Annotated in this window: 12 protein-coding genes; 10 read left to right on the top strand and 2 right to left on the bottom strand. The window is 65.0% G+C overall.

Annotated features, from left to right (window positions below; genetic code table 11):
* The first annotated feature begins 369 nt into the window (after nt 1-369).
* The 8 genes from ABIB66_RS06655 (at nt 370) to ABIB66_RS06620 (ending at nt 8721) form a co-directional block, all read left to right on the top strand.
* Nucleotides 370-1992, top strand: a complete 1623-nt coding sequence (locus ABIB66_RS06655; protein ID WP_275168495.1) for an ABC transporter substrate-binding protein — start codon at nt 370-372, stop codon at nt 1990-1992.
* A 233-nt stretch (nt 1993-2225) separates the two neighbouring features.
* Nucleotides 2226-3239: an ABC transporter permease gene (locus ABIB66_RS06650; RefSeq protein WP_018456013.1), complete on the top strand. Its 1014-nt coding sequence runs from the start codon at nt 2226-2228 to the stop codon at nt 3237-3239.
* A gap of 8 nt (nt 3240-3247) precedes the next feature.
* Nucleotides 3248-4147 carry an ABC transporter permease gene (locus tag ABIB66_RS06645; RefSeq protein ID WP_247357577.1) on the top strand — a complete coding sequence of 300 codons (900 nt, stop codon included), beginning with the start codon at nt 3248-3250 and terminating at the stop codon, nt 4145-4147.
* 103 nt (nt 4148-4250) lie between these two features.
* Complete coding sequence (locus ABIB66_RS06640) at nt 4251-5996, top strand: dipeptide ABC transporter ATP-binding protein (RefSeq protein ID WP_354254609.1); 1746 nt, start codon at nt 4251-4253, stop codon at nt 5994-5996.
* 19 nt (nt 5997-6015) lie between these two features.
* Complete coding sequence (locus ABIB66_RS06635; RefSeq protein ID WP_007615797.1) at nt 6016-6195, top strand: DUF4089 domain-containing protein; 180 nt, start codon at nt 6016-6018, stop codon at nt 6193-6195.
* Between the two features lie 7 nt (nt 6196-6202).
* Complete coding sequence (locus ABIB66_RS06630; RefSeq protein ID WP_354206066.1) at nt 6203-7600, top strand: AtzE family amidohydrolase; 1398 nt, start codon at nt 6203-6205, stop codon at nt 7598-7600.
* Between the two features lies 1 nt (nt 7601).
* Entirely contained in the window at nt 7602-7994 is a 393-nt protein-coding gene (gene hpxZ, locus ABIB66_RS06625; RefSeq protein ID WP_354206068.1) for an oxalurate catabolism protein HpxZ, read from the top strand.
* 4 nt (nt 7995-7998) lie between these two features.
* Entirely contained in the window at nt 7999-8721 is a 723-nt protein-coding gene (locus ABIB66_RS06620) for a GntR family transcriptional regulator (RefSeq protein ID WP_354206070.1), read from the top strand.
* Nucleotides 8722-8832: 111 nt separating this feature from the next.
* On the opposite strand, the gene atzF is transcribed toward ABIB66_RS06620, so the two are convergent.
* Nucleotides 8833-10638, bottom strand: coding sequence for an allophanate hydrolase (gene atzF / locus ABIB66_RS06615; RefSeq protein WP_502918319.1), 1806 nt, complete (start codon nt 10636-10638; stop codon nt 8833-8835).
* A 307-nt stretch (nt 10639-10945) separates the two neighbouring features.
* On the opposite strand from atzF, the gene ABIB66_RS06610 reads away from it, so the two are divergent.
* On the top strand, nt 10946-12796 hold the full coding sequence (locus tag ABIB66_RS06610; RefSeq protein WP_354206074.1) for a feruloyl-CoA synthase: 1851 nt from the start codon (nt 10946-10948) through the stop codon (nt 12794-12796).
* A gap of 364 nt (nt 12797-13160) precedes the next feature.
* Here ABIB66_RS06610 and ABIB66_RS06605 read toward each other — a convergent pair whose 3' ends face one another.
* Complete coding sequence (locus tag ABIB66_RS06605; RefSeq protein WP_354206076.1) at nt 13161-13667, bottom strand: MarR family winged helix-turn-helix transcriptional regulator; 507 nt, start codon at nt 13665-13667, stop codon at nt 13161-13163.
* 84 nt (nt 13668-13751) lie between these two features.
* On the opposite strand from ABIB66_RS06605, the gene ABIB66_RS06600 reads away from it, so the two are divergent.
* Nucleotides 13752-14972: a cytochrome P450 gene (locus ABIB66_RS06600; protein WP_354206078.1), complete on the top strand. Its 1221-nt coding sequence runs from the start codon at nt 13752-13754 to the stop codon at nt 14970-14972.
* The last annotated feature ends 17 nt before the right edge of the window (nt 14973-14989 follow it).

The raw sequence follows: 14989 nt of genomic DNA, 5'->3' as shown, positions 1-14989 counted from the left end.
GCCGTCGTCCTGGACAAGCGCAGCGCTGATCCAGGACCCATTACCCCAAGGAGGGGTTTTGCGAAGACTCGTGGTTGCCAGCTTCGCGCCGCAGTTCGCCCTGGGTAATGGGTCCTGGCTTGCGCCAGGATGACGGCAGTGGAATTCACCGCCCACCAAGCAAGCCGCTGCTCCATGCAGCTCATTTTATGGGCAAATACGCCTCTTTGTATGCAATACCAAGCGCCTTGCGCCAGGATCACGTCGCGCGCACTTGGAAATTTACTTGTAACTTCAGCATGTTATGCCGAGAGGTAAACTCTCGTTAAGCCTTGGCACGAACCTTGCGAATCCAGTTCCAACCAGAAAACTTTGTGTTGGAGCCATTTCATGAAGCGCCGCGATTTCCTCAAGTCCGTTTCCGGATTGGCCGCAGGCGCGGCGCTTCCGGCCATGCCGTCCGTGATCTCGTCGGCCCAGGCCGATGCGCGCTCGGAGACGCTGCTGATCGTCTCGGAAGGCGGCCCCAACAATCTCGACATCCACGGTGTCGGCACCAATGTGCCCGGCTATGAGGTGTCCTGGAATTGCTACGACCGCCTGATCAGCCACGAGATGAAGACCGGCCCCGGCGGCGTGCCCTATTACGACCGCGACAAGTTCAAGGGCGAACTCGCCGAGGACTTCAAGATCGACGACATGTCGGTCACCTTCAAGCTGAAGAAGAACGCCAAATTCCACGACGGCGCGCCCGTCACCGCCAAGGACGTGAAGTGGTCGCTCGACCGCGCCGTCAGCGTCGGCGGCTTTCCCACTTTCCAGATGAGCGCGGGCTCGCTCACGAAACCCGAGCAGTTCGTCGTGATCGACGACTACACGGTGCGTATCGACTTCCTGAAGAAGGACAAGCTGACGATCCCCGATCTCGCGGTGATCGTGCCCTGCATCGTCAACTCCGAGCTTGTGAAGAAGAACGCCAGCGAAAAAGATCCGTGGGGTCTTGAATACACCAAGCAGCAGACCGCCGGCTCCGGCGCCTACAAGGTGACGAAGTGGACCGCCGGCACTGAAGTCGTGATGGAGCGCAACGACGATTGGGTCGGCGGCCCGCTGCCGAAGATCAAGCGCGTGATCTGGCGCATGGTGCCGCAGGCCGGCAATCGCCGCGCGTTGCTGGAGCGCGGCGACGCCGACATTTCCTACGAGCTGCCGTTCAAGGATTTCCAGGAGATGAAGGCGAGCGGCAAGCTCAACGTGGTGTCGCTGCCGTTCTCCAACGGCATCCAGTATATCGGCATGAACGTGACCAAGCCGCCGTTCGACAATCCCAAGGTACGTCAGGCGGTCGCCTACGCGATTCCCTATCAAAAGATCATGGACGCGGTGATGTTCGGGCTGGCCAACCCCATGTTCGGGGCCGCCAAGGACAAGCCGACCGAAGTCGCCTGGCCGCAGCCGCACAAATACAACACCGACATGGACAAGGCGAAGGCGCTGCTCGCTGAAGCCGGTTATCCCAACGGCTTCGAGACCACGATCTCGTTCGACCTGAATTTCGCCGGCGTCAACGAGCCGCTCTGCGTGCTGGTGCAGGAGAGCCTGGCCCAGATCGGCATCAAAACCACCATCAACAAGGTGCCCGGCGCCAACTGGCGTACCGAATTGAACAAGAAGGAGATGCCGCTCTTCACCAACGTGTTCTCGGGCTGGCTCGATTACCCCGAATACTTCTTCTACTGGTGCTATCACGGCAATAATTCCGTCTTCAACACCATGAGCTACAAGTCGGCGGAGATGGACAAGCTGATCGACGGCGCACGCACGGCCGCCGCGACCGGCGACACCGCGACTTACGACACCGACGTGAAGGGCTTCGTCGACCTCGCCTACAGCGACATCCCGCGCATCCCGCTGTACCAGCCCTTCGTCAACGTCGCGATGCAGAAGAACATCAGCGGCTACCAATACTGGTTCCACCGCCGCCTGGATTATCGCGCGATGGCGAAGGGGTGAGGGCGCGTGGCGGGCGAGATGGTCGCGTCGTCGACTCTCTTTCTGAGTGAGGTGGCCACCGCTCTCTCATTCCCTCTCCCCTTGTGGGAGAGGGGCAGGGTGAGGGGTAGCCACGAACTCCGACCTCGCTTGGGGCTACCCCTCACCCCAACCCTCTCCCACAAGGGGAGAGGGGGCGCAGCGGAGCAGGTGGCGCGAACCTGCCCACAAACGCAGAGCAGAAGGAGCACCCCATGCTGACCATGATCGGCAAGCGCCTGATGTTCGCGATTCCCTCGCTGATCGGGGTCGTCATCGTCACCTTCCTGCTGACCCGCGCATTGCCGGGTGATCCCGCCGCGTATTTCGCCGGCCCCGCCGCAACGAAAGAAGCCGTCGAGCAGATCCGCAAGAAGCTCGGCCTCGACAAGCCGCTGATCGAGCAGTTCTTCCGTTACACCAACGATCTCGCCCATGGCGATTTCGGCAACTCGCTCACCACGGGCCAGCCGGTTGCGGCCGAGATCCGCAATCGACTGCCGGCCTCCGCCGAGCTGACGCTGCTCGGCCTCATCGTCTCGGTCGTCATCGCAATCCCTCTCGGCGTGCTGGCGGCGACGCGGCCGGGATCGTGGGTCGATCATCTCTGTCGCGTCACGACCACGGCCGGCGTCTCGCTGCCGGTGTTCTTCACCGGCCTCGTGCTAGTCTATGTGTTCTATTTCCGGCTCGGCTGGTCGCCCGCGCCGCTCGGCCGGCTCGATGTGTTCTACAGCGCGCCGCCGACGGTCACGGGCTTCTATCTGATCGACACCCTGATCGCGCGCGACTTCGAGGCGTTCCGTTCGGCATGCAGCCAGCTCATCCTGCCGGCAACGACGCTTGCGATCTTCTCGCTGGCGCCGATCGCGCGCATGACGCGCGCCTCGATGCTGGCGGTGCTGTCGTCCGAGTTCGTGCGCACCGCGCGCGCCAGCGGCCTGTCGCCCGCGACCGTCATCGTCACCTACGCCTTCCGCAACGCGATGCTCCCGGTCATCACCACGCTGAGCATGGTGTTCTCGTTCCTGCTCGGCGCCAACGTGCTGGTCGAAAAAGTGTTCGCCTGGCCCGGCATTGGCTCCTATGCGGTCGAAGCGCTGATCTCGTCGGACTTCGCGCCGGTGCAGGGTTTCGTGCTGACCATGGCTGTCATGTACGTGCTGCTCAATCTCGTGATCGACATTCTCTATGGCGTAATCGATCCGCGCGTGCGGCTGGAAGGGTAGGGGACACAATGAGCTCCGTTGCACCTGCTGTTGAGCCCGTCGGTCCTGCGCGGACGTCGGGGTTCGTCGCGCTGCTCGACCAGACCCGCTATGTGCTCGGCGAGAACAAGGTCACCGGCTTTGCCTTCGCGCTGCTGATCGTGATTCTCCTTGCCGCGATCTTCGGCCCCTATGTGGTGCCGTATGACCCGCTGGCGTCCGACACCGCGGCGTCGCTGAAGCCGCCGTCGGCGGCACACTGGTTCGGCACCGACCAGTTGGGCCGCGACATCTTCAGCCGGGTCGTGGTGGCGACGCGGCTCGATACGTTCATCGCGGTCGCCTCCGTCGCGCTGGTGTTTTTGATGGGCGGGCTTGCCGGCATCGCGGCCGGCTATTTCGGCGGCTGGACCGACCGCATCGTCGGCCGCATCGCCGATACCATCATGGCGTTTCCGCTGTTCGTGCTGGCGATGGGCATCGTCGCAGCGCTGGGCAACACCGTGCAGAACATCATCCTGGCCACCGCCATCGTGAACTTCCCGCTCTATGCCCGCGTCGCGCGCGCTGAAGCGAACGTGCGCCGCAACGCCGGCTTCGTGCAGGCGGCGCGGCTGTCCGGCAACGGCGAATTTCGCATCCTTCTGGTGCATATCCTGCCGAACATCATGCCGATCATGATCGTGCAGATGTCGCTGACCATGGGCTACGCCATCCTCAATGCCGCCGGTCTCTCGTTCATCGGCCTCGGCGTCCGTCCGCCGACGGCGGAGTGGGGCATCATGGTCGCCGAAGGCGCCGGCTTCATGGTCTCCGGCGAATGGTGGATCGCGCTATTCCCCGGCCTCGCTTTGATGATCGCCGTGTTCTGCTTCAACCTCCTCGGCGACGGTCTGCGCGACATCGTCGACCCGCAGCGGAGGACGTGATGGCTGGATTTCGCGCAAATTTTCGCTCAAAATTCTCCAATGATTTCAATCGCGTTCTACTGTGCATGGGGTTGTTTTCGACATTTTTGTTTGGGAGGTGCCCATGACCGCCCAGCCCCTGCTCGACGTCCAGGACCTCACCGTCGAATTCACCACCCGCCGCGGCATCGTCAAAGCCGTGCAGCACGTCAACATCTCCGTCGCCAAGGGCGAGACGTTGGCCATCGTCGGCGAGTCCGGATCCGGCAAGTCGGTGACCTCCTATGCCGTGATGCGCATTCTCGACCGTGCAGGCAGGATCGCCGAAGGCTCGGTGATGTTCTCGGGCATCGACGTCAAGGCCGCGACCGAAGACCAGATGCGCGATTTGCGCGGTCGCGAAGTCTCGATGATCTTCCAGAATCCGCGCGCCGCGCTCAACCCGATCCGGAAAGTCGGCGACCAGATCGAGGACGTGCTGCGCACCCATGTCCAGCAGGCCATGGTTTCAGACCGTGGTGAAAAGGCGATCGAGGCGCTGGAGCAGGTCAAGATCGCCCGCCCGCGCGAACGCTATCACGCCTATCCGTTCGAATTGTCCGGCGGCATGTGCCAGCGTGTCGTCATCGCGCTCGCGCTCGCCTGCAATCCGCAGCTGCTGATCGCGGACGAGCCGACGACCGGATTGGACGTCACCACGCAGAAGGCGGTGATGGATCTGATCGTCGAGCTGACCAAGCGCAAGGCGATGTCCACCATCCTGATCACGCATGACCTCGGCCTTGCCGCAGCCTATTGCGACCGCGTCGTGGTGATGGAGAAGGGCAGGGTGGTCGAGACCGCCAAGGCCGCCGACATCTTCGCCAACCCGCAGCACCCCTACACGAAGAAGCTGATGCGCGCGACGCCGCGGCTCGGCGTGTCGTTGCGGGATCTGTTGCCGGAGGAGGAAGGCTCAGCCGTCGTGGCTGGGCCTGACCCGGTCATCCATCAGGCTTCGCAGGACGAGGCCAGGAACAGCGGGCAGTCCCTTCTCCTCATCGACAAGCTGGTCAAGGAATATCCCCGCCAGGGCGCCACAGCCACGCTCGGCAAATTGTTCGGCCGCAAGCCGCCGGTCGAGCCGGACGTGTTCCGCGCGGTCGACGGCATCAGCTTCTCGGTCGGTCACGGCGAGAGTGTCGGCCTGGTCGGCGAGTCCGGCTGCGGCAAATCGACCACGTCGATGATGGTGATGCGGCTGCTGGACCAGACCTCCGGCCTGATCCAGTTCGACGGCGAGGACATCGGTGCCATCGCGCCCGCCGGCTTTGCCCGGCTGCCGCAGCGCAGCCGCATCCAGATGGTGTTCCAGGATCCGACCGACAGCCTCAATCCGCGCTTCACCGCCTTGCGTGCCATCGCCGATCCCATCATCCAACTCGGCGACATCAGGGGGCGCGACGCGCTCCGCGCCCGCTGCGAGGAGCTCGCCACCATGGTGGGCCTGCCGCACAATCTGCTGGATCGCTTCCCGCACCAATTGTCGGGCGGCCAGAAAGCCCGCGTCGGCATTGCCCGCGCCATCGCCCTGCACCCAAAACTCGTCATCCTGGACGAGCCGACCGCCGCGCTCGACGTTTCGGTCCAGGCCGTGGTCCTCAATCTGCTCCAGGACCTCAAGGCGCGGCTAGGTATGAGTTATCTGTTCGTCTCGCATGATTTGAACGTAGTGCGCTTGTTGTGCGATCGTGTCATTGTCATGCGGTCGGGTCGAATCGTCGAGGAAGGATCTTCCGAGAGGGTCTTGAGCGATCCGCAGGACGATTACACCAAGGAGCTGTTGACGGCGATCCCGCACCCGCCGCTGCAGACCCTGGGCGCACACTGAGAACTTGTTTGGGAGCGTGATGGCCGAACCGCTGGACGATTATATCGACGCTGTCACGAAAGCGTTGGCGTTGCCCGTCGAGGAAGCATGGAGGTCGTCCATACGCGCCAATCTCGAGGTCTCGCTGCGGCTCGGCCGCCTCGTCGACGAATTCGCGCTGCCGGACGAGACCGAGCCGGCGCCCGTGTTCACGGTCTGACGCCGCCATGACGACCAAGCCAGAGATGACGGCCTCCGAGATCGCGAGCGCGGTTGCCGGCCGCAAGATGTCGGCGCTCGATGCGACCGAAGCAGCGCTTGCGCGCATCACGCAGCACGACGCCATCCTCAACTCCTTCACCGACGTCACCGCCGATCGCGCCCGTGCCAAAGCGCGCGCGATCGATGCCGATATCGCCGCCGGCAAGACCGTCGGCCCATTGGCCGGCGTGCCCTTCGCGGTGAAGAATCTGTTCGACATCGCGGGCCTCGCCACCCGCGCCGGCTCGAAGATCAACCGCGACCTCGCGCCCGCCACGCGCGATGCCACGCTGATCGAGCGCATGGAAGCGGCCGGCGCCGTGCTGGTCGGTGCGCTCAATATGGGCGAATACGCCTACGACTTCACCGGCGAGAACGTCCATGACGGTCCCTCGCGCAATCCGCATGACGCCACGCGGATGAGCGGCGGCTCCTCGGGCGGATCCGGCAGTGCCGTCGGCGGCGCGCTGGTGCCGATCGCGCTCGGCTCCGACACCAATGGTTCGATCCGCGTGCCGTCGTCCTTCTGCGGCATCTTCGGCCTGAAGCCCACCTATGGCCGGCTCTCGCGGGCGCGCTCCTTTCCGTTCGTCGCGAGCCTCGATCATCTCGGACCGTTCGCGCGCTCCGCCACCGATCTCGCGCTGGCCTATGACGCCATGCAGGGACCGGATGCCGACGATGCCGCCTGCACCACCACACGTGGTCTGGAGCCGACGACGCCGCTGCTTGCCAATCCGGTTTCGGACCTGCGCATCGCGATTGCCGGCGGCTACTTCCAGCAGAATCTGTTTCCGGAAGCGGTCGAAGCCGTCAGCCGCGTCGCCAAGGCGCTGGGCGCAACGCGCGTGGTGGACGTGCCCGAAGCCGCGCGCGCCCGCGCCGCGGCCTATGTCATCACCACCACCGAGGGCGCCTCGCTGCATCTCGATCGGCTGCGCAAGCGGCCGAACGACTTCGATCCCGCCGTGCGCGACCGGCTGATCGCGGGCGCCATGGTGCCGGCGCCGCTGGTCGACCGCGCGCAAAAATTCCGCCGCTGGTATCGTGCGCAGCTCGCTGAGATTTTCAAATCCGTCGACGTGTTGCTTGCGCCCGCGACGCCATGCACCGCGCCGAAGCTCGGCCAGGTCAATTTCAACCTTGGCGGCGTCGAGCTGCCGGTGCGCGCCAATATCGGCATCCACACCCAGCCGATCTCCTTCATCGGCCTGCCAGTGGTCGCAGTCCCCGTGCCGCTCGAGCCATTGCCCATCGGCGTGCAGATCATCGCCGCGCCATGGCGCGAGGACATCGCGCTGCGCGTTGCGTACGCGTTGGAGAAGATGGGCGTCGCCGCCGCGCCCAGCCCAAAAGGATTTTGAGATGGAGATCGATCTCCCCGAGGTGATCGCGGACGTCAAAGCCGCGTTCGAGCGCTATGAGCAGGCCCTGATCACCAACGACGTCGCAGTGCTCGGCGAGCTCTTCCGCAACGATCCCCGCACGCTGCGCTATGGCATCGGCGAGAACCTCTACGGCTATGAAGCGATCTCCGGCTTTCGCGCCGGGCGCTCGCCGGTCGGCCTCAATCGCCGCACCGCGAAAACCGTGATCACCAGCTATGGTCGCGACACGGCGGTCGCCTCCACCCTGTTCTATCGCGACACGATGCCGGGCAAGGTCGGCCGGCAGATGCAGACCTGGGTAAAATTCCCGGAGGGCTGGCGCGTCGTCGCGGCCCATGTCAGCATCATCGACGAGCCGAAAGAGACCTGACCGTATGACGCTTGACGATCTTCCGCCCGGAACGCTGCCGCTCGAACCGGCGGTGCCGCGTGTCGACCGGGCGTCGCCATCAGCGCACAAGGTCACGCGCGCCGAGGAGCTGCGCCTGCAGCTCGCCGACGAGATCGTGCGCGGAGCTCTGCCGCCCGGCGCGCCGCTTGACGAGACCGACATCGCGCGCCGCTTCAGCGTTTCGCGGACGCCGGTGCGGGAAGCACTGCGCCAGCTCGTGGCAAGCGGCCTCGTCGAAGCGCGCGCCCATCGCGGCGCGGTGGTGGCGCAGCCCTCGTTCGAACGGCTGACGGGCATGTTCGAGGCGATGGCGGAGCTGGAAGCGCTGTGCGCGGGTCTGGCCGCCGAGCGCATGTCCGCCACTGAGCGCCACGGCCTGGAAGCCATTCACGAAGAGCTGCGGGTCTTGAGCTACGCCGGCAATCCCGATCGCTTCCACGAGGTCAATGAGCGCTTCCACAATGCGATCTATGCGGGATCGCAGAACGGCTACATCGCCGAGATCACGCTGGCGACGCGGGTGCGTGTGCAGCCGTTCCGCCGCGCCCAGTTCCGCAATCTCGGCCGCCTCGCCAAATCGCAAGCCGAGCACGACCGCGTCGTCGTCGCCATCATGCGCGGCGACAAGCAGGGCGCCGCCGCCGCGATGCGCGCGCATATCGAGCTGGTGCGCGGGGAGTATGAAATCTACGCGGTGTCGGTTTAGGGCCGCGCGCACGGTGCCGTAGGGTGGGCAAAGGCGCAAAGCGCCGTGCCCACCACCTACCCAAGCTGACGGTGATGGTGGGCACGCTGCGCTTTGCCCACCCTACGAGACCTACGCCGTAGCAGTTTCCGCCATATACTTCCGCCACCCACCATACGCCGTGATATCTCGCGCCTCGCCCAGCACTTCCGGCTCGACGAGAAATCCCTTCACGCTGCGGCCATCCGCCAGCCGCACCGTGCCGATCGCCATCGGCGCGGGAATCGCGTTGACGAACTTGCCGAAGGCGGACGACGACAGCGACCAGATCTCCAGTTCGATCGACGCGCCCTTGCCAGCTTCGACGCGCAGCATGCCAGGCTTCGGCGGCGTGGTCTTCAATGCGTAGAGCTTGTAGTCGGGTGCGGTCCTGGTCGCCTCGATCAACTGGCCATTCAGCGCTTTCAACTCGCCGTTCAGCGCCATGCCGGACAGATGTGCGCCAACCACGGCGATCGGAATGTCGTCGACGCCGCTTGCGGCAAGCGGCGCCAGCGCGGGTTGCGCCACGCCCTTTGCGCCAAGCGTCAGTTTGGTATCGGCATGGAACACGCGGCCGATGCTCGCGAGCAGCGCGTCGTGGCCGGTGGGTGCAAGAAGTGTGATGCCGAACGGAATGCCGTCGGCACGCATCGCCGCCGGCAGCGCGAGGCCGCAGAGGTCGAGCAGATTGACAAAGTTGGTGTAGGTGCCAAGCCGGCTATTGAGCTCGACCGGATTGGCCAGCACCTGCGCGGTCGTATAGGCCGTCGGCGCCGTCGGCAGCACCAGTGCGTCGATATGGGTGAAGGTACGCTCGGCGATCTTGCGCAGGCCCTGCAGGCGATAGAGCGCGGAGAAGGTCTCCGCCGCCGTCAGCCGCGCGCCGGCTGTGGTGATCTCGCGTGTCACCGGATGGATGGACTCAGGCGCGGAGGCGAGCAGGTCGCGGATCACGAGATAGCGCTCGGCGACCCACGGGCCTTCGTAGAGCAGCCGCGCGGTCTCGTAGAACGGCTCGAGATCGAACTCGACGAGCGTTGCGCCAAGCGCGGGCCAGCGCTCCAATGCATCGGCGTAAGCCGCTTCCGCCTTCTTGTCGCCGAAGAAGATCAGCTGTCCGCTGCGCGGCACGCCCAGGCGCAGGTTTGCCGGGAGCGGGGTGATCGCGCCGAGCGGCCGGTCGCGCGAGAACGGATCGGCCTGATCTGGACCTGCCATCACCGACAGTGCGAGCGCGGCGTCGTCGACCGTCAAAGCGAATACCGAGATGCAGTCGAGCGTCCGGCAGGCCGGCACCAGGCCAGCGGTCGAGATCATGCCGAGGCTCGGCTTGAGCCCGACGATGTTGTTGAGCATCGCCGGCACGCGCCCGCTGCCGGCGGTGTCGGTGCCGAGCGACAGCGGCACCAGCCCTGAGCCGACGGCGATGGCCGATCCCGAGCTCGAGCCGCCGGGAATGAGGTCCTCACGGATCGCGTTTCTGGGGATGCCGTAGGGCGAGCGGACGCCGACAAGGCCGGTCGCGAACTGGTCGAGATTGGTCTTGCCGATGATGATGGCGCCGGCGGCGCGCAGCCGCTGAACCGCGGTCGAGTCGTGTGTCGGGGTATACGTGAAGGCCGGGCACGCAGCGGTGGTCGGAAATCCCAGGGCGTCGATATTGTCCTTCACCACGACCGGCACGCCATAGAGCGGCAGGGTGGCGGCCTCCTTGGTGGCGAGCTTCTCGGCCTCGGCGATCGCGTCCCTTTCGTCGCGCAGGCTGATGAAGACGGCGGGATCGTTGTGGTCGCGGATGCGCTGATAGGTGCGCGCGACCGTCTGCGCCGGCGTGAGCGTGCCCGCGCGATGCGCGGCCACGATCGCGGCGATCGTTTCAGGCTGCTCAGCCCCCATTTCAGCCCTCATGGCGACAAAACTCCGACTACGTCTCTTCACCCGGATCGAAGCAAGCGATGTGCCATTGTGTACAGAATCCGGGCAGGACCAGCGCTGCGGATATTATCGAGCGATCAGTGGCTTGTGGGATATTTCGAGCACCGGTGGGCCTTCGTGTCAGCGCCCTGTTGCGAGCATTTGCACAAATAACGGGCAGCTCACCGGCCTTGAGCTTGCGCCCCAACAATTGTCGTGGCCAACATGCCGGCCAACGCGGTCCGCGACGAGGCTGCGACGATCCCGGCTTCCGGGTGAGGAGGAAACCATGACAGCCGCCCCTCGCGGTGATGCTTCGAGCCTGTTCGCGACACCCAGAACCGTTGCCGAGTATCGCGCGGACGGCAGCATTCTGCTGCGCTCGCCGGAGCCCCTGCGCGATGGCGCGCGCTGCGTCGGCGACTGGCTTGAGCAATGGGCGCGGCAGAGGCCTGATGCGATTTTCCTGGCGGAGCGCAGCAGTGCCGAATCGCCATGGACCACCGTCACCTACGCGCAGGCGCTGCGCCAGGTGCGCGCGGCAGCGTCGTGGATTCTGGCGCAAGGTCTCAGTACGGAGCGCCCGCTCGCGATCCTCTCCGACAACAGCATCGATCATGCGCTACTGGCGCTGGCGGCCCAGCATGTCGGCGTGCCCTCGGCGGCGATCTCGCCGGCCTATTCGCTGATGTCGAAGGATTTCGACAAGCTCAAGAGCATGATCACGCTGCTTGAGCCTGCCGCGATCTATGTCTCCGCGACGCGGCCGTTTGCGGCGGCGCTGGCCGCGATCAAGCCGCTGCATAGCGCGCAGATCATCAGCGGCAATGCCGACGATGCCGAAGCACTGGCCTTCCGCACCATTGCGGCAACGCCGGAGAGCCCCGACGTCGCAAGGGCGTTCGCCGCGGTGACGCCCGCTACGATCGCAAAGCTTCTGTTCACATCGGGCTCGACCGGCGCGCCGAAGGCGGTCATCAACACCCAGCGTATGCTGACATCCAGCCAGCAGGCCAAGGCGCAGACCTGGATCTTTCTCGAGCAAACTGGTCGCGATCTCGTCGTTCTCGACTGGCTGCCCTGGAGCCATACGTTCGGCGCCAACCACAATTTCAATCTCGTGCTGCGCAATGGCGGCTCGCTCTATATCGACGGCGGCAAGCCGGCGCCCGGCCTGTTTGCGACGTCACTTGCCAATTTGAAGAGCGTGATGCCGACGGTCTATTTCAACGTGCCGCGCGGCTTCGACATGCTGATCGCGGCGCTGCGCGGCGACGAGGAGCTGTGTCGCCGCTTCTTCAGCGAGGTGAAATTCGCGTTCTACGCAGGCGCAGCGCTGCCGCAGAATCTCTGGGACGCGCTCGAACAGCTCTCCATCAAGACCGTTGGCCGTGCGATGCCGATGGTCTCTGCGTGGGGCTCGACCGAGACCTCGCCGCTGGCCGCCGACTGCCATTTCCTCGCGGAGCGCTCGGGCAATATCGGCGTGCCCATTCCCGGTACCGAATTGAAGCTCGTCACCTCCGGCGACAAGCTGGAGGTGCGCGTGCGCGGCCCCAACGTCACACCGGGCTACTGGAAGGCGCCGGAGCTGACCAGGCAGGCCTTTGACGACGAGGGCTTTTATCTCATCGGTGACGCCGTGAAGTTCGCCGATGCGAAGCGGCCCGAGCGCGGCCTGTTCTTCGACGGTCGCGTCGCGGAGGACTTCAAGCTCAATTCCGGCACCTGGGTCAGTGTCGGCACGCTGCGCCTCGCCGGCATCGCCGCGCTGGCGCCGCTCGCGCAGGACATCGTCGTCACCGGCCATGGCGGCGACGAGGTGCGCTTTCTGGTGTTCCCGAACATCGCTGCGTGCCGCGCGCATGCCGGCCTGCCCGAGACCGCAGGCGTGAACGACGTGCTCGCGCATGACGAGGTCAGAGCCGCGATCGCACAGGGGCTGGCGAAACTCAAGCAACAGAACGCCAACTCCTCCGGCCACGCCACGCGCGCGCTGCTGCTCGCCGAGCCGCCGTCAGTGGACGGCGGCGAGATCACCGACAAGGGCTACATCAACCAGCGCGCCGTGCTGACGCGCCGTGCCGATGCATTGGCGCGGTTGAATGACGATGTCTCGGGTGAATGGATTGGTCTGTAGCAGTTGAAACGGCAGCTCTTCGCATTAGGTGGGCGGCCGTAGGCCTCCTCTCTCCCTGTTGTCATTGCGAGCGCAGCGAAGCAAATCCAGAGTCTTTCCGCGGAGGGATTCTGGATTGCTTCGCTGCGCTCGCAAATGACAGGGCTGAAACAGCTCGCCGTTAGGCCAGCCAACCTGCCGCATTATCCTGCAGATTCTTTTGTTGCTTAAGCAACTAATTTATGCGAACCGTTTCAGACAAGGATGACGGCGGAGGAACCGCCGCGTCGGATCGGAGGAAGCAATGCTCGGCAGAGAGGGTGCCGCGGGCGAATACCGGCGCATGCCTGGAACTGACAGAGGTCGGCGACCGCTGCGTGGCCGGTCAGGTCTCGGTGCTGCCGGTCACCGCGCCGAGATTCTCGTGCAGGCGGCGCAACAGGCCGATCAGCACCTCGCGCTCGTCCTTGTCCAGGCAGGACAACAAGCGCCGTTCGCGCTCGAATGCCGCGACGATCACCTTGTCATGGATGGCGCGGCCCTTCGCCGTCAGCGAGATCGAATGGGTGCGCCCGTCGTTGGGGTCGGTGCGGATCGAGATCAGCCCGCGCTTTTCCAGGCCGGCCAGCGTCCGGCTCACCGGGCCCTTGTCGAAGCCGATGACGTGGCAGATGCGCGAGGCTGGAATGCCGGGCTCGATCGCCAGCAGCGACATGATCCGCCATTCCGTGACGTTGACGCCGAACTGCCGCTGATAGAACGCGGTGGCGCTGTTCGAGAGCTTGTTGGCGATGAAGGTGATGAACGCGGGGACGTAGCGGTCGAGATCGAGCGTCGGTCCCGTCTCGGCGGGCGCAGGTTTTTGGCGGGCTCTGGTCGAAGACGGCGGCATATCGGGATTCTGTCTCGCGGCGTGTCCGAAAGACCTAAGGGTAAGCGCCGCCTTTTCACAAGATCAAAATAAGGGAGGACTTCCATGAGCGCTTCCAGCTCCCCGGAAATTAACGGTTCGTCGGCCGTCCCGCATCTCGACGTCGATCCCTTCGCAATGGATTTTTTCGCCGACCCCTATCCCACGCATGAGCTGCTGCGGGAGGCGGGACCTGTCGTCTATCTCGACAAGTGGAGCGTCTATGGCGTGGCGCGCTATGCCGAGGTTCATGCCGTGCTGAACGACCCCGCGACCTTCTGCTCCAGCCGCGGCGTCGGCCTCTCCGACTTCAAGAAGGAGACGCCGTGGCGGCCGCCGAGCCTGATCCTCGAAGCCGATCCTCCCGCGCACACCCGCACCCGCGCGGTGCTCTCAAAGGTGCTGTCGCCGACGGTGATGAAGGGGCTCCGCGACCGCTTTGCCGCGGCAGCGGAAAAGCGTGTGGACGCGCTGCTGGAGAAGCGCAGCTTCGATGCCATCACGGACCTCGCCGAGGCCTATCCGCTATCGATCTTCCCGGATGCGCTCGGGCTGAAGCCGGAGGGCCGCGAGCATCTGATTCCCTATGCGAGTGTCGTGTTCAACGCCTTCGGCCCGCCGAACGAGCTGCGCCAGGAAGCGATCGCGCGCTCGGCGCCGCACCAGGCCTACGTCACCGATCAGTGCCAGCGCGACAATCTCGCGCCCGGCGGCATCGGTGCCTGCATCCACGCCCATGTCGACGAGGGTGCCATCACCGCCACCGAAGCGCCGCTGCTGGTGCGTTCGCTGCTGTCGGCGGGCCTCGACACCACCGTCAACGGCATCGGTGCAGCGGTCTACTGTCTGGCGCGCTTTCCGGAGCAGTGGCAGCGCCTGCGCGGCGATTCCACGCTGGCGCGCAATGCTTTCGAGGAGGCCGTTCGTTTTGAAAGCCCGGTGCAGACCTTCTTCCGCACGACAACGCGCGAGGTCGAACTGTCAGGCGCGACCATCGGTGAGGGCGAGAAGGTGTTGATGTTTCTGGCGGCTGCCAATCGCGATCCGCGGCGCTGGGACAAGCCGGACAGCTACGACATCACCCGCCGCACGGCCGGCCATGTGGGCTATGGCTCAGGTATTCACATGTGCGTCGGCCAGCTGGTCGCGCGGCTCGAAGGCGAGACAATGCTCGCGGCGCTGGCCCGCCGGATCGCGAAAATCGAGATCACGGGCGAGCCACGGCGCCGCTTCAACAACACGCTGCGCGGGCTCGACAGCCTGCCTGTGAGCATCACGCCGGCCTGACGCTGGCGGCATCGAAA

Origin of the sequence: Bradyrhizobium sp. F1.13.3 (genome assembly GCF_040548265.1) — a bacterium.
Lineage (GTDB): Bacteria > Pseudomonadota > Alphaproteobacteria > Rhizobiales > Xanthobacteraceae > Bradyrhizobium.
This window is presented reverse-complemented; position numbering and strand designations above follow the sequence as displayed.